This is a genomic window from Pseudomonas sp. TAE6080, from assembly GCF_018732265.1.
In the GTDB taxonomy this organism is placed as follows: domain Bacteria; phylum Pseudomonadota; class Gammaproteobacteria; order Pseudomonadales; family Pseudomonadaceae; genus Aquipseudomonas; species Aquipseudomonas brenneri.
In genome coordinates, this window is record NZ_JAHIDY010000020.1 from 53747 (window position 1) to 78095 (window position 24349).

Genomic DNA, 24349 nt, shown 5'->3' on the forward strand with positions numbered 1-24349 from the left:
CATGACCCTTAATGCGACCACGTCCCACACCGTCGGGCCGTACTACCACATCGGCCTGACCTGGCTGAACCGCGAAGACCTGGCCAATGCGGGCACCCTCGGCGAGCGCGTGGCGATCACCGGGCAAGTGGTGGATGGCAATGGCGATGTGGTCAACGATGCCATGCTGGAAGTCTGGCAGGCCAACGCCGCCGGCAAATATGACCACCCCGAGGATGACCAGGACAAAGCCCTGGACCCCAATTTCGAAGGCTTTGGCCGGGTGCCGGTGGATGCGCAGGGGCGGTTTCGCTTCAGCACCATCAAGCCGGGCAGCGTGCCGGGCCTCAAGGGCACGACCCAGGCGCCGCATCTGGTGGTGCTGGTGTTTGCCCGTGGTTTGGTGAAGCACTTGCTGACGCGGATTTATTTCGACGGTGAGGCGGCGAATGGCGATGACCCGTTGCTGGCGTGTGTGCCGGCAGAGCGGCTGCATACATTGGTGGCCAAGGCGGATGCGTCGGGGGTGTATCAGTGGAATGTGATTCTTCAAGGGACAGATGAAGAAACGGTGTTTTTCGATTACTGATGCCCCTGTGTAGGAGCGAGCTTGCTCGCGAAAATCTTCAACGATAACGCGGGTTATCCTGGATAAACGCGGTGTCCTTGGGTTTTTCGCGAGCAAGCTCGCTCCTACAGGGGCAACCCACCCCCCCCAAAGGTCTGCTTGCGGAACGAGGTTGTTGCAAAGTATGTCTAGACTCTAACCCGTTCCCCACGAGTGAAAACAACATGACAACAACTACCAGTCACTACACCGGAGAAGAGCGCAGCAAACGGATTTTTGCGATTGTCGGGGCCTCTTCCGGCAACCTGGTCGAATGGTTCGACTTCTACGTCTACGCGTTCTGCGCGATCTACTTCGCCCCAGCGTTTTTCCCCTCTGACGACCCCACGGTGCAACTGCTCAACACCGCTGGCGTGTTCGCCGCAGGCTTCCTGATGCGTCCCATCGGCGGCTGGCTGTTTGGCCGGGTCGCCGACAAGCACGGGCGCAAGAATTCGATGATGATCTCGGTGCTGATGATGTGCGCCGGTTCCCTGGTCATCGCTTTTCTGCCCACCTATAAAGACATCGGCGCCTGGGCCCCGGCCCTGCTGCTGATGGCGCGGCTGTTCCAGGGGCTGTCGGTGGGTGGCGAGTACGGCACCACGGCGACCTACATGAGTGAAGTCGCGCTCAAGGGCCAGCGCGGCTTCTTCGCCTCGTTCCAGTACGTGACCCTGATCGGCGGGCAACTGCTGGCGGTGTCGGTGGTGGTGATCCTGCAACAACTGCTCACCGAAGAAGAGCTACGGGCCTGGGGCTGGCGCATTCCGTTTGTGATCGGCGCTGTCGCGGCGGTGATCTCGCTGCTGCTGCGTCGCTCCCTGAAAGAAACCACCAGCCAGGAAATGCGTGAAAACAAAGACGCCGGCAGCATCAGGGCGCTGTTTCGCGATCACAAGGCCGCGTTTATCACCGTGCTCGGCTACACCGCTGGCGGCTCGCTGATTTTCTACACCTTTACCACTTACATGCAGAAGTACCTGGTGAACACCGCCGGGATGCACGCCAAGACCGCCAGCTACATCATGACCGGTGCGCTGTTCCTTTATATGTGCATGCAGCCGCTGTTCGGCATGCTCTCGGACAAGATCGGCCGGCGTAACTCGATGCTCTGGTTTGGCGCCCTCGGCACCCTGTGCACGGTGCCGATCCTGCTGACCCTGAAAACCGTGACCAGCCCGTTCCTGGCCTTTGTGCTGATTACCCTGGCGCTGGCGATTGTCAGTTTCTACACCTCCATCAGCGGCCTGGTGAAAGCGGAAATGTTCCCGCCACAAGTGCGCGCCCTCGGTGTGGGCCTGGCCTATGCGGTGGCCAACGCGATCTTCGGTGGTTCGGCGGAATACGTGGCACTGGGCCTGAAGTCCATCGGCCTGGAAAACACCTTCTACTGGTACGTTACCGGCATGATGGCTATTGCGTTCCTGTTCAGCCTGCGCCTGCCGAAACAGGCGCAGTACTTGCACCACGATCTGTAAGGGAAGAGTTATGACGCTGCGCACGAGCAACCAATTGTTCGACGCTTACTTCACCGCTGACAGCATGGCCGAGGTGTTCTGTGACCAGGGACGCTTGCAGGGCATGCTGGATTTCGAGGCCGGATTGGCCCGGGCCCAGGCCCAGGTTGGGCTGATCCCGCCGGCAGCTGTCGCACCGATTGCCCAGGCGTGCCTGGCCTCGCTGTATGACGTGGACGCACTCGGCGTGGCGATTGCCACGGCAGGCAACTCGGCGATTCCATTGGTGAAAGCGCTGGGCAAGTTGATTGCCAGTGAAGACGCAGGCGCCGAACGCTATGTGCATCTGGGCGCGACCAGCCAGGATGTGATGGACACCGGCCTGGTGCTGCAACTGCGCCAGGCGCTGGAGTTGATCGAGACGGACCTGGCCCGGCTGGGCGCGGTGCTCGCCGCCCAGGCGCAGCGCTATGCCGATGTGCCATTGGCCGGGCGCACCTGGTTACAGCACGCCACGCCGGTGACCTTGGGGATGAAAATCGCCGGTTGGCTGGGGGCGGTGACGCGCAGTCGCCAACGGCTGGTGGAATTGAAGCCGCGCCTGCTGGTCCTGCAATTCGGCGGGGCGTCCGGCACCTTGGCGGCACTCGGTGAACAGGCGATGCCGGTGGCGCAAGCCCTGGCGGCGGAGTTGCAACTGGCGCTGCCGGAACAACCCTGGCACACCCAGCGTGATCGTCTGGTGGAGTTCGCCAGCGTCCTTGGCCTGATCGCCGGCAGCCTCGGCAAGCTCGGTCGGGATATCAGCCTGCTGATGCAGACCGAAGCGGCGGAAGTGTTCGAACCCTCGGCACCGGGCAAGGGCGGTTCTTCCACCATGCCGCACAAACGCAACCCGGTGGGCGCCGCTGTACTGATCAGTGCCGCCACCCGTGTACCTGGCCTGGTCTCGACGATGTTCAGCGCCATGCCCCAGGAGCACGAACGCAGCCTGGGCCTGTGGCATGCCGAGTGGGAGACCTTGCCCGAAATCTGCCGCCTGGTGTCCGGCGCCTTGCACCAAGCGCTGCTGGTGAGCGAAGGCCTGGAAGTCGACGCGCAACGCATGGGCAACAATCTCGACCTGACCCAGGGGCTGGTGCTGGCCGAAGCCGTCAGTATTGTGCTCGCCCAGCGCCTGGGCCGCGAAACCGCCCATCACTTACTGGAGCAGTGCTGCAAACGCGCCGTCGCCGAGCAGCGCCATTTGCGCGCGGTGTTGGCCGATGAGCCGCAAGTCACCGTCGAGCTGTCGGCGCTGGAGTTGGATCGCCTGCTGGACCCGGCGAATTACCTGGGCCAGGCACAGACCTGGGTCAGCCGCGCCGTGGCCGAACACTTTGCATTTTCTGCCTGAGGAGGCTGCTGTGGGATTTGTACAACTCGCCGATGGCGAACTGAATTACCAACTGGAAGGCCCCGAAGGTGCACCGGTATTGGTGCTGTCCAACTCACTGGGCACTGATCTGCGGATGTGGGACACGCAGATGCCGGCGTTCACCGAGCATTTTCGGGTGTTGCGCCTGGACACTCGTGGCCATGGCAAATCCCTGGTCACCGCAGGCCCCTACAGCATCGAACAGCTGGGGCGGGATGTGCTGGCGCTGTTGGATGCGCTGAACATCGAACGCGCGCATTTCTGCGGCCTGTCCATGGGCGGCCTGATTGGCCAGTGGCTGGGCATCAATGCGGGCGAACGCTTGCTCAAACTGGTGGTGTGCAACACCGCAGCGAAAATCGGCACCCCGGACATCTGGAACCCTCGTATCGAAATGGTCTTGCGCGATGGCTCGGCGGCCATGGTGGCGCTGCGTGATGCGTCGATTGCGCGCTGGTTCACGGCTGATTTTGCCCAGGCCCATCCCGAGCAGGCCAAGCGGATTACCGACATGCTCGCCGCGACAGATCCGGCAGGTTATGCCGCCAACTGTGGCGCGGTGCGCGATGCTGATTTGCGTGAGCAACTATCGTCGATCACCGTGCCGACCCTGGTGATTGCCGGAACCGAAGATGCGGTAACACCGCCGTCTGGCAGCCGTTTTATCCAGGAACAGGTGAGCGGCGCCGAATACGCCGAGTTCCACGCGGCGCACCTGTCCAACGTACAAGCCGGTGCTGCGTTCAGCGATCGGGTACTGACTTTCCTGCTGGCTCGCTGAGGACGCTCTTGTGGACGAAAAACAACGTTACGCCGATGGCCTCAAGGTGCGTCGTGAAGTGCTGGGCGATGCGCATGTCGATCGCAGCCTCAATGCCCTGACCGAGTTCAACAGCGAGTTCCAGGAAATGATCACCCGCCATGCCTGGGGTGATATCTGGACGCGGCCGGGCTTGCCACGGCACACCCGCAGCCTGATCACCATCGCCATGCTGATCGGCATGAACCGCAGCGAAGAGCTCAAGCTGCACCTGCGCGCTGCCGCCAGTAATGGCGTGAGCCGCGCCGAGATCAAGGAAGTGCTGATGCAGAGCGCGATCTACTGCGGGATCCCGGCGGCCAATGCGACGTTTCATCTGGCTGAGTCGGTGTGGGATGAGCTGGGTGTCGAGTCCCGTAGCTAATCTTCTGTTCTAAAGCTGGCCATGGATGGGCGTCAGCTATAGCTATTGCGCTGGACAAGCCCCATTTCTTTACGCAAAGCGTTCTCTGTGAACGGTTCGGGATTGGTTGAGGTCGGCGGGGTGAGGGGGTCATCGTCAAAGTCGAACGGCTCGGCATCGGTCGGCAGACCGACAGCCTGTCGTTCGAAATTGGGTGTGTCTGTGTCATCGTCAGGTTCGCCAGCGACCGGTTCTTTAGTCGTCCCAGGCAGCATGGAGCCTGTGGCACCGTTATAGCCATGCAGCATTTCGTGGTAGAGGTTTGTTATCGGAAAGCCGCCGAATACAGGGGCATCAAAAGTGCTGGAAGAGGGGTAGCGGATGACGCCATCTGTGACGGGTGCGCCTCGTACCCCGTTGTGAACAAAGCCCTTTTCTGGAGTATCAGGAGCGAGCGGGCCTGTCTCCTGCAGGTTAAATGTGAAATTTGTATTCTCTCTTTTTCCGCCGTCCTGAATCGTTACCGGTACTCCGTTTTTCTTGGCGGCGGCGTCCATTTCGGCAAGCAGTTTCTGGCCTGCGGGCGAGCTGCGCAAAAGCGCCAAGTCATCGTCGACGCGTTGTTTGAATTGTGCCGTACCTTGGACGTTAAACCCGGTTTTACCTGCTTGGCTGGGTGTGACCGTGGTTAACGTTGCGCCAGAAAAACTCAGGAATCTGTCGCTGTTTTTTGCATAGATGCGGTCATCCTTATTATTGGACACGATCGTGTCTTTGCCGCTGCCACTATAAAAAGTGGTTCGACCGTGACCAATCATTACATCGTCATCCAGGCCGCCATTCATGATCATGTGGCCATGGCCTGCATGCATCTTGTCCGAACCACTGCCTCCGTCCATGTAGCTTTTTTTGCTGGCGGCTCCAGGGCCTGCCCACATCCGATCGTTTCCGTTGTTGCCGTACATGATGGCGTTGCCAGGCCCGCCTATCATCGTGTCGTCGCCCTCATTGCCTTCGGCATAGCCTGCGCCGCTACCCAATTGGAGATGGTCGTTGCCGTTGCCGCCCAACAGGCGGCTTGGACCACCTCCGGCCCTTACGTGATCATGGCCATCCCCCGCTTCAATGGTGGTGTAAAGCATGACATCGGCATCGATTGTTATTTTGTCATCACCGCCGTTACTTTTAATGTAGAGCTTCGTCGGTACCTTATCTTTCTCGTTTCTGACGTCAAAGATGTATGACTGACCATTGACCTCGACATTGAGTCGTCCATCAGTCCGGTTACTGATATGAATAGTGTCTGAGGTATTGCCCGTTTCAAGGGTCAGTTTATCGTCCAACAGCATATGTTCACCTGGAGCATGTTCCCGGGTTCGGATTGAATGCTGGGCAAAGAGATTGCCGTCACGAACCAGAGGCGCGTCCTGTTCAATCGATGGACGAGGGTAGGACGGGAACTCGCCAGAGGCGGGCGCTTGACGTTGTTCCCTCTTGGCCGCGGCAGGTGCCGAGGGAGGCGAAGGCTCGTGGATCGTGAGGGAAAGATTGTAGTTAAGTGACGCGATAGTGTTCATAAGGAAACCTTTCGATTGGAAACAGACAGGCTCCATCAACCCTTGGGGTTTTCCAGGAGCTGAATATATGACGACTTGAATGAAAGGGTTGCGCCGCGCCTGGTTTCTTTCTAAGAGTTGTCCGGATCGTAAAACTCTCGCCGCGCAAAACCCGTTTCTTCACGAAGCGCATTTTCGTTGAAGGGGTTGGGATTGGTTGTCGTGGCGGGGGTTGAAGGGTCATTGTCAAAATCAAACGCGGGCGCATCAGTCTCCAGCCCAACGGCTTGCCGCTCCAGATTTGGCTCTGGATTCTCCATGCCGTCCTTTTGGGTCTGGCCCGGTAAAAATGTGCCGTTGGCGCCGTTATAGGCATGGGCCATTTCATGGTAAAGGCCAAGAATCGGAGGCTCTTGGAAGATGAAGGCAGGATTGCTGTGTATCGTTGCACCCGTCGCTACCGAGCCCTTGGTATTTGCGTGGATAAATCCTATCTGGGATGACTCCAAGAGTTCGTCATACTCTTTTAGTTGTTTGTCGGTTTCTCTTGTGAAGTCGTTGGCGAAGGAGTAGTTAGGGCGGTATGTAGTTTCTCGGATATTGACGGGGGAACCATTGCGTTCTGCGGCCTGGTCCAGTTCAGTCAGCATCTTTTGTGCCGTCGGCGAGTTTCTGAGGAATTCAAGATCATCCTGGGTTTGTTGAGTGAACTTGTCTGACCCTTCAATATTCAAGCCTTTATTGCCAGCATTACTTATTTTGACTTGTGTCAGGGTAGAGCCGGCGACTCTGAAGATATGATCACCTGCGTCGGTATAGATCTTGTCGCTGGCATCGTTTGAAAAAACGGTATCCCGACCGCGACCCGTGTAAAACGTGGTTGGCCCTTTTCCGTACATCAAGTCTTCACCGGGGCCACCGTGCATCAAGTTAATGGGGCTTTGGCTAACCATGGTGTCGTTGCCATTGCCACCGTCCATATAGCTGAATGTTCCTTTGCTACCAGGGCCGGAGAACATCACGTCATTACCGTTACTGCCATACATGACGGTTTTACCGGTGCCACCCTGCATTCTGTCATTGCCGCTATTGCCTTCGGCGTAGCTGTCACCGCTGCCCAGCGTTATGTCGTCATCTCCCGCACCGCCGTAGACACGGGTTTGACCACTACCCAGGGCTTCAATCCGGTCTCGTCCCCTGCCACCTTCAATTGTAATGGGGAGAGTCATTCGGGGGTCAACCCTGATTTGATCATCGCCGCCTTTTGCCTTGATGTGTAAATCTTCTGGATAGTCCTCATGGTTGTTGATCTTTAGTTTGTAGTGAGTGCCATTCACTTCCAGGTGGATCTCATTACCTGAATAAGGGCTGATTTTTATGATGTCTGATTTGTCGCCTGTTTCGATTTGAAGCGTGTTATTTCTATTGATGTATTGATCGTCTTTTTCCGTTGCCCAAGTGACTTTATGAGTGACTCTTATATTTTTGTCATTGAATAGGGGGGTGGAGTTTGTATAGATTGGATATTTTTCTACATAATTCTGGTCTGTTGTTAATTTGGATTTTGATGTGAAAAGAGTGTGTGATTTTTTCAGTGGCGGGCTTTGAATAATGATCGGGTTGGAGGGGGAGTTTTCTGTCAGTATTGGAGTGAGTTGGCTTGAGGAGGAAAGGGGTAGATGTTGTGATGTCAGTGAAATTGTCATTACTTACTCTCGCGATGAGGTGTAGGAAACATTGACAATGTAGTGGCTGGTCGGTCGGAAAGGATTCCTCAGGGAACTAATACTGTTTTTTTCTGGCGGTGCGTAGGCCTGGGTTCTAAGTTTTTTAATTGTTTAAATGCCAGGCAGCACGGGGAAGTATCACTATCAGTGGGCGTCGGCGTCCCACACCCAGCTCCACACCCCTGGTAAGTGCACCACCTCGCTGGCATCTTTCACCGTACGCGCCAGGGCGCCGCGCTCCAGTGCTGCACGGTCGGTGTAGAACGGTTCGACCGCCGTCTTCAGGCCACTGGCCTGGGCGCTGTCCATCAGGATTTGCAGGTACTCCTGCAGGTGCCGGGCGGTGTAGCGGTTGATGTCGTGAAAGGTCACCACCACGGGGATCACCCCGTCCACCGTCGGCAACTCGCCCAGGGCAATACGTTCGCGCACCAGTGACAGCTGCCGCAGCAGGTTGGCCCGGCGCCGGGGGCTGGCGTTGAATCCCCAGATCTTGCCGTCATTGGCGCTCAAGTCGGTCAACAAGATGTGCATGCCGTGGCGCTGATAGGCGGCGAAGGTGCGTTTGTCGTAATTCCAGAAGGGCGGGCGCACCAGGCTGGGCGCGGCGCCAGTGATCGAGGCAATGCTGGCAGCGCCCAGGTTCAGGGTGCGCTCCAACGCCTGATCGTTCAGCAGGCGATGATTGCTATGCCAACGCGTGGCGGTGTGAAAGGCCAGGATGTGCCCCGCGGCATGCTCGCGTTGCATGGTTTTGCGCCCGCGCGGGCTGCCGCCGGCGCGCCAGGCGTCGGTCTGCAAAAAGAAAATCGCCTTGATCCCCGGTTGCACGGGGTTGTCGGCCAGGTCCTGGATCACCGAACGGCTTGGGTTGTTGTAACCCGAGGCACTGGGGCCGTCATCGAAGGTCAGCAGAAAGCGGATCGGCGCCTGTGCGATCAGGCGTTGCTCGGTGCGTTCGGTCAGGGCGATGGGCGCGCTGATGCAACCGCTGAGGCTCAGGATAGCCAGCAAACTCGATAAGACGATGGTGATGAGTTTCATGAAGGCCGGGTTCCAGGGATGTCGTCCTTGCCATCGTGATACGAGCAGTGGCGCTGAGTCGGTGCAACATACAGCAAAAAGCCCATGACTCAATGGCTACGGGGCTTGGATAGTCGAGGAACTCAATGCTTCGTTGCAGTTAGGGTGGTTCCTGGCAGGAACCTTTTCACACCGGAGGCCAAAGAAACAACACCTCTGCGAGGGTGCAAAAACCGTCAGGAACAGCACTGCTGACAGGGGCAATCGACGACCCACTCTCCCGGAGAAACTCCATGATACAGCCCTTTACGTTGTCTCCCTTTACGGTGTTGCCAGGCAATGCCTCGGTTCAGTTCGCAACCCCAGTGTTTCAGGCCAGCGCCTATGAGCCCGAGACTGAACCTCATCTTAAATACGATCCAGACCATCGCTTCGAGACCCGTATCCAGCCGTTTTTCAATGATGGCAATCTCATAGCAAGTTCACGGCTGACGTGGGAGTTGGACCCCGTGTTCAGCCCATACCGACTCGGCAGTAGCCTGGTCCTGGAAACCGCTGATGCGGCAGATAATGTGCACGTACGCCAGTGTGCCGATGGTCAATTGAGTATTCGGGTCAATGGCCGGGACTACCTCTTCGCCAGCCAGGACAAACACGGCAACGCCATGGAATTACTGATCCGGACAAACGGTGGCGATGACAAGGTGCTGATTGACGCCAATGTCACCCAGGCCGTGCGCATCGAAGCCGGTGATGGCGATGACCGAGTCCAGGCCGGAGGTGGCAGCACCCGGTTGTTCGGCGGCAAGGGCAATGACACCTTGAGCCTGGGCAGTGCAAATGGTTACGTCGAAGGTAATGAAGGGGATGACATGCTCATCGGCGGTACGGGTAATAACGTCATGTATGGTGGCCAGGGACGCGACCGGTTGTACGCCGGCGCCGGCAGTAAGCGCAGCTATCTGGATGGCGGCAGCGGGGATGACCATCTGTACGCGGGTAATGGCCATACGGTCTTGAGCGGTGGGGCCGGGGATGACGTCATGGTAGGGCACGATCGCAGCACGTTTTATACGGGAGCGGGCCGCGATAGCATTCGACGCAATTCCCTGGGAGATCTTGTCTATGGCAAGCACAGTGATTTGATCAATCCTTCCCGCGGCTCGGTTTTCTGCGCCGTGACGCCTAAGAATGTTGGCTCACAAGCCTTTGCCGTGTGTGGTTCTGTCGAGTTCAAACAGCGGGTCGAGGATGACCTGGAGTTATTGCGCAGTTCTCCCCAAGGCCAGGCCATGCTCGCGCACATGGATGCCATGGCGAGAAGCAATGGTGCCCCGGTCACGCTCATCGAAGATATCCACGATGAGGGCAGTCACTACCTCTTTGGTAGCCAGGAGCTCAAGCAGCTCTTTAATAACGAAAGAGCGCCTGTCATCGGTGACGATCCGAGATGGGGCTTCATGAAGGATGGCCTTGCGGGTTCCCGTGCAGATCGTGCCGTCATCGCCTATAACCGAGCGCAAATAGCTGAGTTAAACGGGGTGGCCTACTCGCCGATTGTCAGCCTTTACCATGAGATGGCTCACGCCTGGAACGGTGCCAATGGAACGTTTATTCCCGGTTTTACGCTGGAGTTCCCTCGTGGACGCTCAGCAGTGATCCCCAACAATGAGCGGCAGGCGGTGGGGCTCGAAAACACGGGACGCCCCTTTGATTTTGATGGTGACCCTTCGACCGAGCCTACGACCAGCAACCCCAAGCCATTGACTGAAAATACACTGAATGAAGAAATGGGTGTCCCGTTGCGCATGACCTATTCCTGAGCCTGAGCGTGTATGCCTTGGGCTGCTGCCGACTCCGCTCAGCAACGGCCTCATTTCTGCTCTTTGGCGCAATGTCAGCAACAGCGCGTAGGGGGCGGCCCATTTCTTCGTGCAAGGCAGGCAGCGTGCAGGTTCTACAGCAGGGTTAATGGATAGCTGACAATCAATCGATTTTCATCAAACTCATTGTTGCTGTAGTCCCGGCGCATGCTGGAATTGCGCCAGCGCAGGGTCAGGTTTTTCAGGCTGCCGCTTTGCACGGTGTAGCCCACTTCGCTTTCCCGACCCCATTCCTTGCCGTCACTGACGGTGGCAGTGTGCGCGTTGCTGCCGCTGATGTAGCGGTTCATCAGGGTCAGGCCCGGCACGCCGAGCGCGGCGAAGTTGTAGTCGTGGCGCAGTTGCCAGGATTTTTCCTCGGCGTTGTCATAGCTGGCGTTGAAGCTGTCGTTGGCCAGGGTGCCGCCGCTGGTGCCGTTGACCCGCATCCAGGCGCTGTTGCCGGTGAGTTTTTGCAGGCCGACGTAGAAGGTGTGGCCGCCGTACCTGGCCGAGAACAGGCCGGACCAGGTCTTGTTGTCCAGGCTGCCTGCGCGGGCGCTGCCGTCGTCCTTGCCATAGAAAAAGCCCAGGTTGGCGCCCAGGGTCCAGTCGCCAATCGGCTGGCTGTGGATCAGGTTGAGGTACTGCTGGCGGTAGATGTCCTTGAGCTGGGCATTCCATAAGCCGACTTGGGTGCGCTTGTCGTTGAACGCATATTCGGCGCCCTGGAAGTTGAAGCGATCCGAGGTGAAGGCGGTTTTACCGAACATCGACAGGTCCGTCATGCTGCTGTCGTCACGTGGGCTGTTGGCGCGGAACTGGCCGCCATACAGGGTCAGGCCGTCGATCTCTTTGGAGGTAATCTGCCCGCCGCGCAGGGTTTGCGGCAGGGAGCGGCCGTCGTCCGAACGCAGGATCGGCAATACCGGCATCCATTCCCCGACTTTCAATTCGGTCTTGGAGAGCCGCGCCTTGAACGCGACACCCAGGCGGCCGAAATTGTCGGCCGGCTTGCCATCATGGTCCAGCGGCAGCAACTGAGTGCCGCCAGAACCGCCGCCGCCATCGAGTTTCTGCGAGTACATGCCCAGTACATCCAGGCCAAAACCGACGGTGCCCTGGGTGAAGCCGGACTTGGCATCGAGAATGAAACTCTGCGTCCACTCCTGTGCGCCGCCCTGGGCTTTGGTCGGGTTGGTGAAATTGCGGTTGATGAAGAAATTGCGCAGGTTGAGGTTGGCGCTGGCGTCTTCGAGAAAGCCGTGTTCTTGGGCGATGACTGGCAAGGCAAGGCTGGCAACAGCGGTTGCCAGCAATAGCCGGCAAGGATGGAAAGTGCTCATGGCGTAGGACCTGTTGTTATTGGGGTTATGCAGGTGCGGGCCATGGTGCGGGGCGTTGCGGGGGCGGTTCAATCGGGGGAGGGCGGGTTCTGGGCGGTGATCGAACGGAACTGCATGCCCATGAAAAAGCCCACCAAAAGGTGGGCTTCCTGTGTCGCTACGCCGATCAGAACAACTTGAGCTTCGGCGCTTCTTCTTTCAGCGGTTCATTCTTCGCCGTTTGCTCATTCCAGCCGCCGCCAAGGGCCTTGTACAAGGTCACTTCGCTGGTCAGTTGGGCCAGGCGGTCGGTGATCAGCGTTTGCTGGGCACTGAACAACTGGCGCTGGGCATCGAGGAAGGTCAGGTTGCTGTCGACCCCGATGCGGTAGCGACGCTCGGCCAGGCGGTAGTAGTCCTGGTTGGCCGCGACGAAATCACGTTGGGCCTGCAACTGTTGGTTGTAGGTCGCACGTGCTGCCAGGCCGTCGGAAACTTCCTGGAATGCCGTCTGGATCGACTTCTCGTAGGTCGCGACGTTGATCTCTTTCTGGATCTTCGAGTAGTCCAGGCTTGCGCGCAGGCTACCGGCGTTGAAGATCGGGATGTTGATCTGCGGGGCAAACGACCAGGTGCCCGAACCACCCTTGAACAGACCCCCGAGGTCCGGGCTCAGGGTGCCGGCATTGGCTGTCAGGCTGATGCTCGGGAAGAACGCAGCCCGTGCCGCGCCGATGTTGGCGTTGGCAGCCTTGAGGTTGTACTCGGCCTGCAGGATGTCGGGACGGCGTTGCAGCAGGTCAGATGGCAGGCCTGGTGGAACTTCGCTCAACAGGTCGTCGGACAGCGGCTGGGTGGCGAGATTCGCCGGCAGGCCGGTGCCCAGCAGCAGGGTCAGGTTGTTCTCGTCCTGGGCCACCTGGCGGGTGTAGCGGGCCAGTTGGACGCGGGCGCTTTCAACCGAGGTCCGCGCCTGGCTCAAGTCCAGGGCCGAGGCCACGCCGACTTCGTTGCTGCGCGAGGTGAGCTTGAAGCTCTGCTCGTAGGCCGCCAGGGTGTCCTGGGTCAGCTTGAGCAGCTCTTTGTCGGCCTGCCAGGTCAGGTAGGCATTGGCCACGCTGGCCACCAGGCTGATCTGCGTGCTGCGGCGTGCTTCTTCGGTTGCGAAGTACTTTTGCAGCGCTTCTTCACTCAGGCTGCGCACCCGGCCGAACAGGTCAAGCTCATACGAGCTGACCCCGAGGGTGGCCGAGTAGGAGCTGGAAATGTTCGATTCGCCGGTTTGCGAAGCCCGTGCCGGAGTGCGCTGGCGGCTGCCGCTGCCATTGGCCGAGACGGCCGGGAACAGGTCGGCGCGCTGGATGCGGTACTGCGCGGCAAAGGCGTCGATGTTCAGCGCCGCGACACGCAGGTCGCGGTTGTTCTCCAGTGCAACCTGGATCAGCTGTTGCAGGGCCGGGTCGTGGAAAAACTGCTTCCAGCCTTGCTCGGCAGCGGCCTGGCTCGGCGCCTGGGCCGCCGAATACGCCGGCCCCTGTGGGAACTGGGCGGCAACCGGCGCTTCAGGCTGCTGATAATCAGGAATCAGCGAGCAGCCACTGAGCACGAATGCCGTGACTGCCAGGGAAAGTAGCGACTTGCGCATTAGCCAGCCTCTTTAGATGTGTGCGGTGTATCGGACTTGTCAGTTTTTTTGCGGCTGCCAATGGCAGACACGGTCACAAAGAACAGTGGCACCCAGAAGATCGCCAGGACGGTGGCGGTGATCATACCGCCAATTACCCCGGTACCGATTGCGTGCTGGCTGCCTGAACCTGCGCCCGAGGAGATCGCCAGCGGCAGTACGCCGAGGATGAACGCCATGGACGTCATGATGATCGGCCGCAGACGCATGCGGGAGGCCTCCACGGCCGCCTCGACGAGGCCCTTGCCCTGTTCATGCAGTTCTTTGGCGAACTCCACGATCAGGATCGCGTTCTTCGAGGCCAGGCCCACGGTCACCAACAAGCCCACTTGGAAGAACACGTCGTTGGACAAACCTCGCAGGCTGGTAGCCATCAATGCCCCGATGACACCCAGCGGTACAACTAGTACCACCGCAATCGGGATCGACCAGCTTTCGTACAGTGCTGCCAGGCAGAGGAACACGACCAGCAACGACAGGGCATACAGCGCCGGTGCCTGGGAGCCGGACAAGCGCTCTTCATACGACAGGCCGGTCCAGGCATAGCCCACACCCGCCGGCAGTTGCTTGGCGATGCGCTCGACTTCCGCCATCGCATCACCGGTGCTGTAGCCCGGCGCCGGCGTACCGAGGATTTCCATCGCCGGTACACCGTTGTACCGCGACAGTTTCGGCGAGCCGTAGATCCAGTTACCAGAGGCAATTGCTGATAGTGGCACCATTTTTCCGTCGTCGGCGCGCACGAACCATTTGTTCAGGTCTTCAGGGGACATACGGCTTGAGGCGTCGCCCTGGATATAGACCTTCTTCACCCGACCACGGTCGATGAAGTCGTTGATGTAGCTACCCCCCAGGGCAATTGCCAGGGTCTGGTTGATGCTCGACAGGCTGATGCCTTGGGCACTGGCCTTCTCGTCATCGATGGTCAGCTCGTACTGCGGCTCGTCGTTCACGCCGTTGGGACGTACGCCAGCCAGGACCTTGCTTTGCGCGGCCATGCCAAGGAACTGGTTACGTGCGTTCATCAACGCTTCGTGACCTACACCGCCCTGGTCCTGCAGGAACACGTCGAAGCCGGTGGCGTTACCCAGCTCCAGTACCGAAGGCGGCACGATGGCAAATACCATGGCGTCCTTGAAGGTCTGGAAGAAGTAACCCTGGGCGCGCTTGGCCACCTCGAATACCGACGTCGAGGCATCGCGCTCATCCCATGGCTTGAGCATGACGAACGCCAGGCCCGAGCTTTGGCCACGACCGGCGAAGTTGAAGCCGTTCACGGTAAATACCGATTTCACAGCCTTGCCTTCGCCTGGCTCGCCTTCCTTGTCGTTCAACAGGAACGCACGCATGTCGTCGATGACCACCTGGGTGCGTTCTGCCGAAGAACCGACCGGCGTCTGCACCTGGGCGAAGATCACACCCTGGTCTTCCTCGGGCAGGAATGCACTTGGAATACGGGTGAACAGCCAGATCATGCCGGCGAAGATGATCAGGTACACCAGGAACGAAGGCGCCTTGTGCTTGATCATGTTGCCCACGCCGCGCTCGTAGCTCAGTACGCCACGGTCGAAGGTGCGGTTGAACCAGCCGAAGAAACCACGCTTGGGTTGGCCGTGCTTCTCAGGGTCGATCGGCTTGAGCATGGTGGCGCACAGGGCCGGGGTGAAGATCAGGGCAACCAGTACCGAGAGGGCCATCGCTGACACAATGGTGATGGAGAATTGTTTATAGATCACCCCCGTGGAGCCGCCGAAGAATGCCATCGGCAGCAGTACCGCCGACAGAACCAGGGCAATACCTACCAGGGCGCCCTGGATCTGGTCCATGGACTTGATCGTCGCCTCTTTGGGCGACAGATGTTCCTCGGCCATCACCCGCTCGACGTTCTCGACCACTACGATCGCATCGTCCACCAGCAAGCCGATGGCCAGGATCATGCCGAACATGGTCAGGGTGTTGATGGTGAAACCGAAGGCCGCGAGGATGCCGAACGTACCCAGCAATACCACCGGTACGGTCATGGTGGTGATGATGGTGGCGCGGAAGTTCTGCAAGAACAGGTACATCACCAGGAACACCAGGATGATCGCCTCGACCAGGGTATCGACTACCCCGGAAATCGATTCGGTCACCACCGGGGTGGTGTCATACGGAACCACGGCTTTCATGCCAGGCGGGAAGAACGGCTCCAGGGACGCGACCGTGGCGCGAATCGCCTTGGCAGTGTCCAGGGCGTTGGCGCCCGATGCCAGTTTGATCGCCATGCCGGAGGCCGGCTTGCCGTTGAACTGCGCGCTGATGCTGTAGTTCTGGCCGCCCAACTCGACACGGGCGACATCGCCCAGGCGCACCTGGGAGCCGTCGGTGTTCACGCGCAGCAGGATATTTTCAAACTGCTCGGCGGTTTGCAGACGGGTCTTGCCGATGATCGTGGCGTTCAGCTGAGTGCCGGGCAGGGCTGGCAGGCCACCCAGTTGGCCAGTGGCCACCTGGACGTTCTGAGCCTGCACGGCGGTGCTGACATCCACCGGGGTCATTTTGAAGTTGTTCAACTTGGCCGGGTCCAGCCAGATACGCATGGCGTACTGGGAACCGAAGACCTGGAAGTCGCCCACGCCAGCCGTCCGCGAGATCGGGTCCTGGATGTTGGAGGCGATGTAGTTGGACAGGTCATCCTTGGTCATGGTGCCGTCTTCGGACACCAGGCCGATCACCATCAGGAAGTTCTTCACCGACTTGGTCACACGGATCCCCTGCTGCTGCACTTCTTGCGGCAGCAATGGGGTCGCCAGGTTCAGCTTGTTCTGTACCTGTACCTGGGCGATGTCCGGGTTGGTACCCTGGTTGAACGTCGCGGTGATGGTCATGCTGCCGTCGGAGTTACTGTCCGAGGCGGTATAACGCAGGTTGTCGATACCGTTGAGCTGTTGCTCGATGACCTGCACCACGGTGTCCTGCACGGTTTGTGCGGACGCGCCTGGGTAGGTCACCTGGATATCAATGGCAGTGGGTGCGATCGCCGGGTATTGGTTGATGGGCAACTTCAGGATCGACAAGGCCCCGACCAGCATGATCACCAGGGCAATTACCCAGGCGAAAATGGGGCGGTTGATAAAAAACTTCGACATGAATTACTCCCCTTTGCCAGCGGCGACAGGAGCAGTACCGGCAGGCTTGGCGTTGCTGGCCTCAACCGCTTTGACCTCAATGCCCGGCTTGATGAACTGCAAGCCTTCGGTGATCACGCGGTCACCGGCATTCAGGCCCTTTTCCACCAGCCAGTAGGCGCCGGCGGTACGGTTGGCGACCAGCACGCGCTGTTCGACCTTGTTGTCGGCAGTGACAACCAGCGCAGTCGGGATGCCCTTGATGTCGCGGGTCACGCCTTGCTGAGGTGCGAGGATCGCCTTGCTGTTCACACCGGCCTGCAATTGGGCGTGGACAAACATGCCTGGCAGCAGGGTGTGATCAGGGTTGGGGAACACGGCGCGCAGGGTGACCGAACCGGTGGTCTGGTCGACCGACACTTCGGAGAACTCCAGGCGGCCTTGCTGGGTGTACTCGCTGCCGTCTTCCAGGGTCAGCTTGACCATGGCTGCGTTTTCGCCGGCTTTCTGCAGTTGGCCGCTTTCCAGGTCGCGACGCAGCTTCAGCATCTCGGCGGAGGATTGCGTCACGTCGACGTAGATCGGGTCCAGTTGCTGGATCACCGCCATGGCGTCGGTCTGGCCGTTGCTGACCAGTGCGCCTTCAGTGACCGAAGAACGACCGATACGCCCGGAGATCGGCGCGAACACCTTGGTGTAGCGCACGTTGATCTGGGCGGTCTGCAGGTTGGCTTCCGAGGTCATGCGGTTGGAGACGGCGGTGTCGTATTCCTGGCGGCTGACCGCCTGCTCGTTGACCAACTGCTTGTAGCGGTCGGCAATCGACTTGGTCTGTTGCAGGTTGGCCTGGGCGCTTTTCAGGGTGGCGTCATAGACCGACGGGTCGATCTGGTAGAGCTGCTGGCCTTCCTTGACGTCGCCGCCTTCCTTGAACAGGCGCTTGAGAATGATGCCATTGACCTGGGGACGTACTTCCGCGATGCGGAATGCAGTGGTGCGGCCCGGCAAGTCGGAGGTCAGGGTATAGGCTTGGGGTTGAAGGGTGACCACGCCGACCTGAGGGGTTTGAGCGGGCGGTGCCGCTTCTTCCTTTTTACATCCGCTGAGCAGCGATGCCAGGGCGACGGCAGTGACCAGAGCGGTAACAGCTGGCTTAAGTTGCATGAAGATCCTCGGGTCAGGCGCGCTCAATGCGCACAAGAAGTGTGGAAGGGTAAAAAACAGGCATTGAGTAGATAAGTAGCTTGCTAGGCAATATACTTACGTTCATGGTTGTTTGTAAACTCTTGACAGGCTTCGCGGATTCCTTACAAAGCAACGCTGTAAGCCTCGATTCTAGTACGTTCGATGCCCATGAAGGCGTCGTCCCATAATTATTCAGATGGTGGTTATCAACCACCGCTCGTGTCCTGATTGAGGTGTTACTGCCATGGTTCGTCGTACCAAAGAGGAAGCTCAGGAGACGCGTAGCCAGATCCTTGAAGCTGCCGAGCAAGCCTTTTATGAGCGCGGCGTTGCGCGCACTACGCTGGCGGATATCGCGGCGCGGGCGGGGGTGACGCGGGGCGCGATCTATTGGCACTTCAGCAACAAGTCGGACCTGTTGCAGGCACTGCTCGACACGCTGCACGAACCCCTGGACGAATTGGCCAGGGCCAGTGAAAGCGAGGATGAGGTAGATCCGCTGGGCTGCATGCGCAAGCTGCTGATCCATCTTTTTCATCAGGTGGCCCTGGACCCGAAAACTCGGCGCATCAATGAGATCCTGTTTCATAAGTGCGAATTTACCGACGAAATGTGCGACATGCGCCGTCAGCGCCAGACCCACAGCCTTGAGTGCAACCTGCGTATCGGCCTGACACTGCGCAATGCAGTCCACCGCGGGCAACTCCCGGAAAACCTCGACACCGCGCGCGGGGCGGTGTGCATTCATGCCTACATCAACGGGCTTGTTGGCCAGTGGCTACTGGTGCCTGACAGCTTTGAGCTGTATCAGCAGGCCGAGCGTCTGGTTGATATAGGGTTGGACATGCTGCGTTTGAGCCCCAGCCTGCGCAATTGATACAAAATGCGTAATTGTGCCCGCTTGTGTCAACAGTAAAGCCCAATGACGGTCAATCGTCCTTGCGGCTTATTTGTGGGGTGACTTTATATACGCGCTGGCGCTGGGTTGAAAGGTAGCCGGCTAAGTATTTTGTAGCGATATTGTTGCATTGCTGTGAAGGAATGTTTCCTACAGCGGATGGCTAACATAAAAAGCCCCGGCTCTCACGAACCGGGGCTTTTGCGTTTCTGCTTTTCTGTAGGAGCGAGCTTGCTCGCGAAGAACGTAAACGATAACGCCGTGCATCTGGTTTATTGCGGCGTTCTCAGGTCTTTCGCGAGCAAGCTCGCTCCTACAGGGGGGGGGGTCAGAGCGCCAGGGTCGGGTAGTCGATGTAACCGACCGGGCCCTTGGCGTAGAAGGCCTGCGGGTTGGCTTCATTCAGCGGTGCATCGGCCTTCAGGCGTGCCGGCAGGTCCGGGTTGGCGATAAACGGCACCCCAAAGGCCACCGCATCGGCCTTGCCCGAGGCCAGCCAGGTATTGGCGCTGTCCTTGGTGAAGCGCTCGTTGGCGATGTACGGCCCACCGAACGCGGCTTTCAATTGCGGGCCAAGGCTGTCACCGGCTTCTTTCTCGCGTGCGCAGATAAACGCGATGCCACGCTTGCCCAGTTCGCTGGCCACGTAGGTGAACGTTTCGGCCAGATTGTCATCGCCCATGTCATGGGAGTCAGCCCGGGGTGACAAGTGCACACCGACACGACCGGCGCCCCAGACTTCGATCGCGGCGTCAGTCACTTCCAGCAACAGCCGTGCACGGTTTTCCAGGGAACCGCCGTACTGGTCGGTGCGCTGGTTGGTGCTGCTTTGCAGGAACTGGTCGAGCAGGTAGCCGTTGGCACCATGCACTTCCACCCCGTCAAAACCGGCAGCCTTGGCGTTCTCGGCGCCCACGCGGTAGGCGTCGACGATATCAGCGATTTCTGCGGTTTCCAGGGCGCGCGGGGTCGGGTATTCGGCCAATGGACGCACCAGGCTGACATGGCCTGCCGGCTGGATGGCGCTCGGTGCCACCGGGCTCTCGCCGTCCAGGTAGGACGTGTGGGAGATACGCCCCACATGCCACAGTTGCAGGAAAATCTTGCCGCCTGCGCCATGCACGGCCTTGGTGATGTTGGCCCAGCCACGCACCTGGTCGTTGGACCAGATGCCCGGTGTGTCCGGGTAACCCACGCCCATCGGCGTCACCGAGGTGGCTTCGCTGAGGATCAGCCCGGCTGACGCCCGCTGCACATAGTATTCAGCCATCAGTGCATTGGGTACGCGGCCGGCGTCGGCACGGCAGCGGGTCAGCGGCGCCATGATGATGCGGTTCGACAGCTGCACATCACCCAGTTTGATCGGATCGAAAATAGTCGTCATCGCAAATACTCGTCTCTCAAGTGATTAGTTGGTGGCCGGGGCCAGGTCGGCATCGCCGCTCTGGCGGAACGTGATCAGCGTGACCACCAGCGCCAGGATCGCCAGGGCCGCAGCCGCCAACGGCACGCTGGTCAGGCCGAAGCCGTGGGCAATCACGCTGCCGCCAACCCAGGCGCCCAAGGCATTGCCGATGTTGAAAGCGCCGATATTCAGGGTCGACACCAGGTTGGGCGCGGCCTTGCCGAAGGTCACCACGTTGATCTGCAATGCCGGGACGGCAGCGAACGAGGCGGTGGCCCAGAGGAACAGGGTGATTTCAGTGGGGATAATGGCGACGCTGGTCCAGGTCAACGCCGTGGACACCACGGCCATGCTGATGAATACGCCGATCAGGGTGGCCGCCAGGCGTTTGTCCGCCAGCTTGCCGCCGATGATGTTGCCCACGGTCAGGCCCAGGCCGATCAGCAGCAGGGTCCAGGTCACACCTTTGGGCGAGATGCCGGTGACATCGCCCAGCAGCGGCGCGACGTAGGTGAAGAGGGTGAACATCGACGCGGCAAACAGTGCGGTCATGCTCAACGACAACCAGATCCCGGCACCCTTGAGGGCCGCCAGTTCGGCGCGCATGTCGAGTTTTTCTTCATCGCGCTTGGCCGGCAGAAAGCGGATCAGGCCGATCAACGCAATCACGCCAATCACCGTCACGGCCCAGAAGGTCGAACGCCAACCGGCTTCCTGGCCCAGTGCAGTGCCCAAGGGCACACCGAGCACATTGGCCAGGGTCAAGCCGGTAAACATCAGAGCCACCGCCGAGGCGCGCTTGTTGGCCGGCACCAGGTTGGCGGCCACCACCGAACCGATCCCGAAGAACGCACCGTGGCACAACGCGGTGACTACCCGGGCAAACATCAGCACGTTGTAGTCACTGGCCAGGGCACAGAGCAGGTTGCCGATGATGAAAATGCCCATCAACGCTACCAGGGCCGCCTTGCGCGGCAGCTTGGCGGTGGCCAGTGCCATGAAGGGGGCGCCAATGGCCACGCCCAGGGCGTAGCCGGTCACCAGCCAGCCAGCGCCTGGGATCGACACACCGAGGTCGGCCGCCACATCGGGCAACAGGCCCATGATGACAAATTCGGTGGTGCCGATGGCGAAGGCGCTCAAGGCCAGTATGAGTAGCGAGAGGGGCATTGTGGGATCCTTTACTGCGGTGGGCTGAGTTCTTGGGTGATGGCGTGGATAACGTCTTGGATCACATCTTCATTGCGCCGGAAAAAGTGCCACTGGCCAACTTTTTGGCTGCTGATCAGTCCCGCCCGTTGCAGGGTGGCCAGGTGCGCCGACACGGTGGATTGCGACAGGCCACAGCGCTGGTCGATCTGGCCGGCGCAGATGCCGTATTCGTGGTTGTGGACTTGCTCGGGGAACTGCACTTTCGGGTCTTTCAGCCAGTTGAGAATGTCTCGCCGTACTGGGTGTGCCAGGGCTTTTATTATTTCGTCGAGGTCAATGGACATGGCAGGGCTCGGTGTGGGTAAAACGTTATATCGCGATGAGGCGAACTTTAAATCGCTATATCCCGATATACCAATACGATTTTGATCTTGTTACCAGATAAATCGGTATATCGGGTTATAACGATACGATGTAGGCAGTGCTAGACTGCGCACCATGAATTATCTCGCACATCTGCACCTCGGCGGCCAACTTCCTGCACAACTGCTGGGTAGCCTCTATGGCGATTTCGTCAAAGGCCGCTTGCAGGGCCAGTACCGCCCGCAAATCGAGGCGGCCATTCAGCTGCATCGCTCAATCGACCGATTTACCGACAGCCATCCGCTGGTCGGGCAGGCGTTGTCGCGCTTTAGCCTGACGCGGCGGCGTTACGCGGGGATCGTTCTCGACGTGTTTTTTGACCATTGCCTGGCGCGGGATTGGGCGCTGTATGCCGATCAACCGCTGGAGCGCTTTACCTCCCAGGTTTACCGGGTACTGGCGGCCGAACCGCAGCTGCCGGGGCGCCTGGCGCAGATTGCGCCGTACATGGCGGCTGATGACTGGCTGGGCTCCTACCGCGAGTTTGCGGTGATGGAGCAAGTGCTGCGGGGGATTTCCCGGCGCCTGAGCCAACCCGAGGAACTGGGCCAGGCGATGCAGGAATTGCGGGTGCTGTATGAGCCGTTGAGCGAGGATTTCCGGGTGTTCTACCCCCAGTTGCAGGTATTTGCCGCCCAACACACTGCCTCTATGTAGGAGCGAGCTTGGCTCCGGGCGGCGTTCCGACGAAGAACGTCAACGATAACGCAGCACATCTGGTTTATCGCGGCGCTCTCAGGTTCTTCGCGAGCAAGCTCGCTCCTACAGGGAGGCTCATGCAGCTGCCAATGTTCCTATTTGTCTTGGTTCTGCTGGCAGGGCCACCTCGCCGAACAACGCCTTCTGCACCGCCTGCTGCGCCTGATACGCCAGGGCCGCACGCTCCTGCCCGGCGCAGGCAATCGGCTTGAGCAGGTGAATCTCCACATCGCCCTGATCATTGGCAAACAGGCGCATCAGGTGCGAGAGCAAATCATCGTCGCCAATAAACGGCGCCAGCGGGTCAACCTGCCCAGCGCGTAAATAACGGATGGCCACCGGTTGCAGCGCTACGTCGGCATCAATCGCACTGGCCAACAGCCGGCCATGGAAAGTACGCAGGCTGCGGCCATCCGTGGTGGTGCCTTCCGGGAACATCAGCAGCGGGTGTTTTTGCAGCAGGTGACGGGTCATCTGCTTGCGGATCAATTGGCTGTCACCCGAGCCGCGACGGATAAACAGGCTACCGGCCTTGGCTGCCAGCCAGCCGGCCACCGGCCAGGTGCGCACTTCGGCCTTGGACAGGAAGGACAGCGGCGCGACCATGCCCAGCAACGGGATATCGGTCCACGACACATGGTTGCTGACCCACAGCATCGGCTGTTGCGGCAGTTCACCGTGCACCGTGACGCGAAAGGGCAGGGCATTGCCGAGACGGGCCATGAAAAACCGCGACCAGCGCTGGCGCCGCACCATGGAATTGGCCACGCCCAGGCGTTCGAACAGGCCAAACACACCGGCCATGCTCAAACCCAGGCCTACCACCAGCAGCACGCGGGCGATCCGCCCGTAGACCCGCAGGCGGCCCATCACATGGCCGCCTTGAAGTGGCGGGCATAACGCGGGCACAACTCGTCGCGCTTGAGCAGGATGAACACGTCGGCCACCTGGAAATCCTCGTCCCAGCATGGCTCGCCGCAGATCTTCGCGCCCAGGCGCATATAGGCCTTGAGCAGCGGCGGCATTTCGGCGATGACGTTGGACGGCAGGTCCAGGTACGGCAGGGGTTTTTTCGGCTCGGCGCGCAGGTGTTCATTGCACAGATAGCGTTCGCGCAGGCGCTGCATGATCGCGTGGGCCTGGATGCCGCCGTCGTGCATCGGGATGCTCGCGCAGCCCATCAGGTAGCTGTAGCCGCCCTGGTTGAGGACTTCAGCCAACTCGCCCCACAACACGGCGATGGTGCCGCCGTTGCGGTAGGCCGGGTCGACGCAGGTACGGCCAATCTCCAGGATCGGCCCCTGCAGGTGCAGCAGGCCATGCAGGCTGAACTCTTCTTCGCTATAGAACCGGCCCAGGGTGCTGGCCGCCTGGTGATCCAGCAGCCGGGTGGTGGCAACCAGTCGCCCGGTGTTCAAGTCCCGTACGCCAATGTGGCTGCAGTGAACATCATAGTCATCCATGTCCAGGCCCAGCTCCGCACCTTTCAGCTTGGCATTGAACTCGCCGCTGAAAACGGTGAAACGCAGGGCCTGGGCTTCCTGCAAGGCCTGGGCGCCGATCAGGCGTTCGGCTTGCAGACGGCGTTCATTGCCGGTGTCACTGATGCGGGCGATCTGAGTCATGGCGAGTCTCCAGGTGCCGGCCAGGGTTGCGGCCAGTCGACTTTGTTGTGCA

20 protein-coding genes are annotated in these 24349 nt (G+C 59.7%); 8 read left to right on the forward strand and 12 right to left on the reverse strand.

Going from position 1 to position 24349, the window contains the following annotated elements; all coding sequences use genetic code 11:
* Position 1: 1 nt before the first annotated feature.
* The 5 genes from pcaG (at position 2) to pcaC (ending at position 4647) form a co-directional block, all read left to right on the forward strand.
* A complete protein-coding gene (gene pcaG, locus KL786_RS16305; protein ID WP_215518279.1) occupies positions 2-568 on the forward strand; it encodes a protocatechuate 3,4-dioxygenase subunit alpha in 567 nt (188 codons plus the stop codon).
* Between the two features lie 203 nt (positions 569-771).
* Positions 772-2067, forward strand: coding sequence for an MFS family transporter (locus KL786_RS16310; protein WP_215518280.1), 1296 nt, complete (start codon positions 772-774; stop codon positions 2065-2067).
* 10 nt (positions 2068-2077) lie between these two features.
* On the forward strand, positions 2078-3442 hold the full coding sequence (locus KL786_RS16315) for a 3-carboxy-cis,cis-muconate cycloisomerase (RefSeq protein WP_215518281.1): 1365 nt from the start codon (positions 2078-2080) through the stop codon (positions 3440-3442).
* 10 nt (positions 3443-3452) lie between these two features.
* Positions 3453-4244: a 3-oxoadipate enol-lactonase gene (gene pcaD / locus KL786_RS16320; protein WP_215518282.1), complete on the forward strand. Its 792-nt coding sequence runs from the start codon at positions 3453-3455 to the stop codon at positions 4242-4244.
* 10 nt (positions 4245-4254) lie between these two features.
* A complete protein-coding gene (gene pcaC / locus KL786_RS16325; RefSeq protein ID WP_215518283.1) occupies positions 4255-4647 on the forward strand; it encodes a 4-carboxymuconolactone decarboxylase in 393 nt (130 codons plus the stop codon).
* Between the two features lie 32 nt (positions 4648-4679).
* On the opposite strand, the gene KL786_RS16330 is transcribed toward pcaC, so the two are convergent.
* From KL786_RS16330 to KL786_RS16340, 3 genes are all read right to left on the reverse strand, one after another.
* Positions 4680-6203, reverse strand: a complete 1524-nt coding sequence (locus tag KL786_RS16330; protein ID WP_215518284.1) for a M91 family zinc metallopeptidase — start codon at positions 6201-6203, stop codon at positions 4680-4682.
* Between the two features lie 110 nt (positions 6204-6313).
* A complete protein-coding gene (locus KL786_RS16335; RefSeq protein WP_215518285.1) occupies positions 6314-7888 on the reverse strand; it encodes a M91 family zinc metallopeptidase in 1575 nt (524 codons plus the stop codon).
* 165 nt (positions 7889-8053) lie between these two features.
* A complete protein-coding gene (locus KL786_RS16340) occupies positions 8054-8953 on the reverse strand; it encodes a polysaccharide deacetylase family protein (protein ID WP_215518286.1) in 900 nt (299 codons plus the stop codon).
* A gap of 272 nt (positions 8954-9225) precedes the next feature.
* Here KL786_RS16340 and KL786_RS16345 point away from each other — a divergent pair, with 272 nt between their 5' ends.
* Complete coding sequence (locus KL786_RS16345) at positions 9226-10755, forward strand: M91 family zinc metallopeptidase (protein ID WP_215518287.1); 1530 nt, start codon at positions 9226-9228, stop codon at positions 10753-10755.
* Between the two features lie 134 nt (positions 10756-10889).
* On the opposite strand, the gene KL786_RS16350 is transcribed toward KL786_RS16345, so the two are convergent.
* From KL786_RS16350 to KL786_RS16365, 4 genes are all read right to left on the reverse strand, one after another.
* Positions 10890-12140, reverse strand: a complete 1251-nt coding sequence (locus tag KL786_RS16350; RefSeq protein WP_215518288.1) for an OprD family porin — start codon at positions 12138-12140, stop codon at positions 10890-10892.
* A gap of 166 nt (positions 12141-12306) precedes the next feature.
* Positions 12307-13764: an AdeC/AdeK/OprM family multidrug efflux complex outer membrane factor gene (adeC, locus tag KL786_RS16355; RefSeq protein ID WP_032858031.1), complete on the reverse strand. Its 1458-nt coding sequence runs from the start codon at positions 13762-13764 to the stop codon at positions 12307-12309.
* Positions 13764-16931, reverse strand: coding sequence for an efflux RND transporter permease subunit (locus KL786_RS16360; protein WP_215518289.1), 3168 nt, complete (start codon positions 16929-16931; stop codon positions 13764-13766). Before KL786_RS16360 ends, adeC begins: the two co-directional genes overlap by 1 nt.
* 3 nt (positions 16932-16934) lie before the next feature.
* Positions 16935-18074 carry an efflux RND transporter periplasmic adaptor subunit gene (locus tag KL786_RS16365; RefSeq protein ID WP_215518290.1) on the reverse strand — a complete coding sequence of 380 codons (1140 nt, stop codon included), beginning with the start codon at positions 18072-18074 and terminating at the stop codon, positions 16935-16937.
* A 265-nt stretch (positions 18075-18339) separates the two neighbouring features.
* Between KL786_RS16365 and KL786_RS16370 the strand changes: the two genes are divergently transcribed.
* A complete protein-coding gene (locus tag KL786_RS16370; protein ID WP_032858025.1) occupies positions 18340-18972 on the forward strand; it encodes a TetR family transcriptional regulator in 633 nt (210 codons plus the stop codon).
* A 349-nt stretch (positions 18973-19321) separates the two neighbouring features.
* Here the strand turns inward: KL786_RS16370 and KL786_RS16375 are convergent, their stop codons facing one another.
* The 3 genes from KL786_RS16375 to KL786_RS16385 are packed head-to-tail and all read right to left on the reverse strand — an operon-like array spanning position 19322 to position 21894.
* Positions 19322-20377: an alkene reductase gene (locus KL786_RS16375; protein ID WP_215518291.1), complete on the reverse strand. Its 1056-nt coding sequence runs from the start codon at positions 20375-20377 to the stop codon at positions 19322-19324.
* 24 nt (positions 20378-20401) lie between these two features.
* Entirely contained in the window at positions 20402-21568 is a 1167-nt protein-coding gene (locus KL786_RS16380) for an MFS transporter (protein ID WP_032858023.1), read from the reverse strand.
* A gap of 11 nt (positions 21569-21579) precedes the next feature.
* Positions 21580-21894: an ArsR/SmtB family transcription factor gene (locus KL786_RS16385; protein WP_215518292.1), complete on the reverse strand. Its 315-nt coding sequence runs from the start codon at positions 21892-21894 to the stop codon at positions 21580-21582.
* A gap of 154 nt (positions 21895-22048) precedes the next feature.
* Here KL786_RS16385 and KL786_RS16390 point away from each other — a divergent pair, with 154 nt between their 5' ends.
* On the forward strand, positions 22049-22630 hold the full coding sequence (locus KL786_RS16390) for an acyl carrier protein phosphodiesterase (protein ID WP_215518293.1): 582 nt from the start codon (positions 22049-22051) through the stop codon (positions 22628-22630).
* Between the two features lie 117 nt (positions 22631-22747).
* On the opposite strand, the gene KL786_RS16395 is transcribed toward KL786_RS16390, so the two are convergent.
* Together KL786_RS16395 and olsB are read right to left on the reverse strand one after the other, a co-directional pair.
* The gene (locus KL786_RS16395) at positions 22748-23542 is read right to left on the reverse strand and encodes a lysophospholipid acyltransferase family protein (RefSeq protein WP_032858015.1); all 795 of its coding nucleotides are present in this window, start codon (positions 23540-23542) and stop codon (positions 22748-22750) included.
* Positions 23542-24297, reverse strand: a complete 756-nt coding sequence (gene olsB, locus KL786_RS16400) for an L-ornithine N(alpha)-acyltransferase (RefSeq protein WP_032858013.1) — start codon at positions 24295-24297, stop codon at positions 23542-23544. Before olsB ends, KL786_RS16395 begins: the two co-directional genes overlap by 1 nt.
* Positions 24298-24349: the final 52 nt, after the last annotated feature.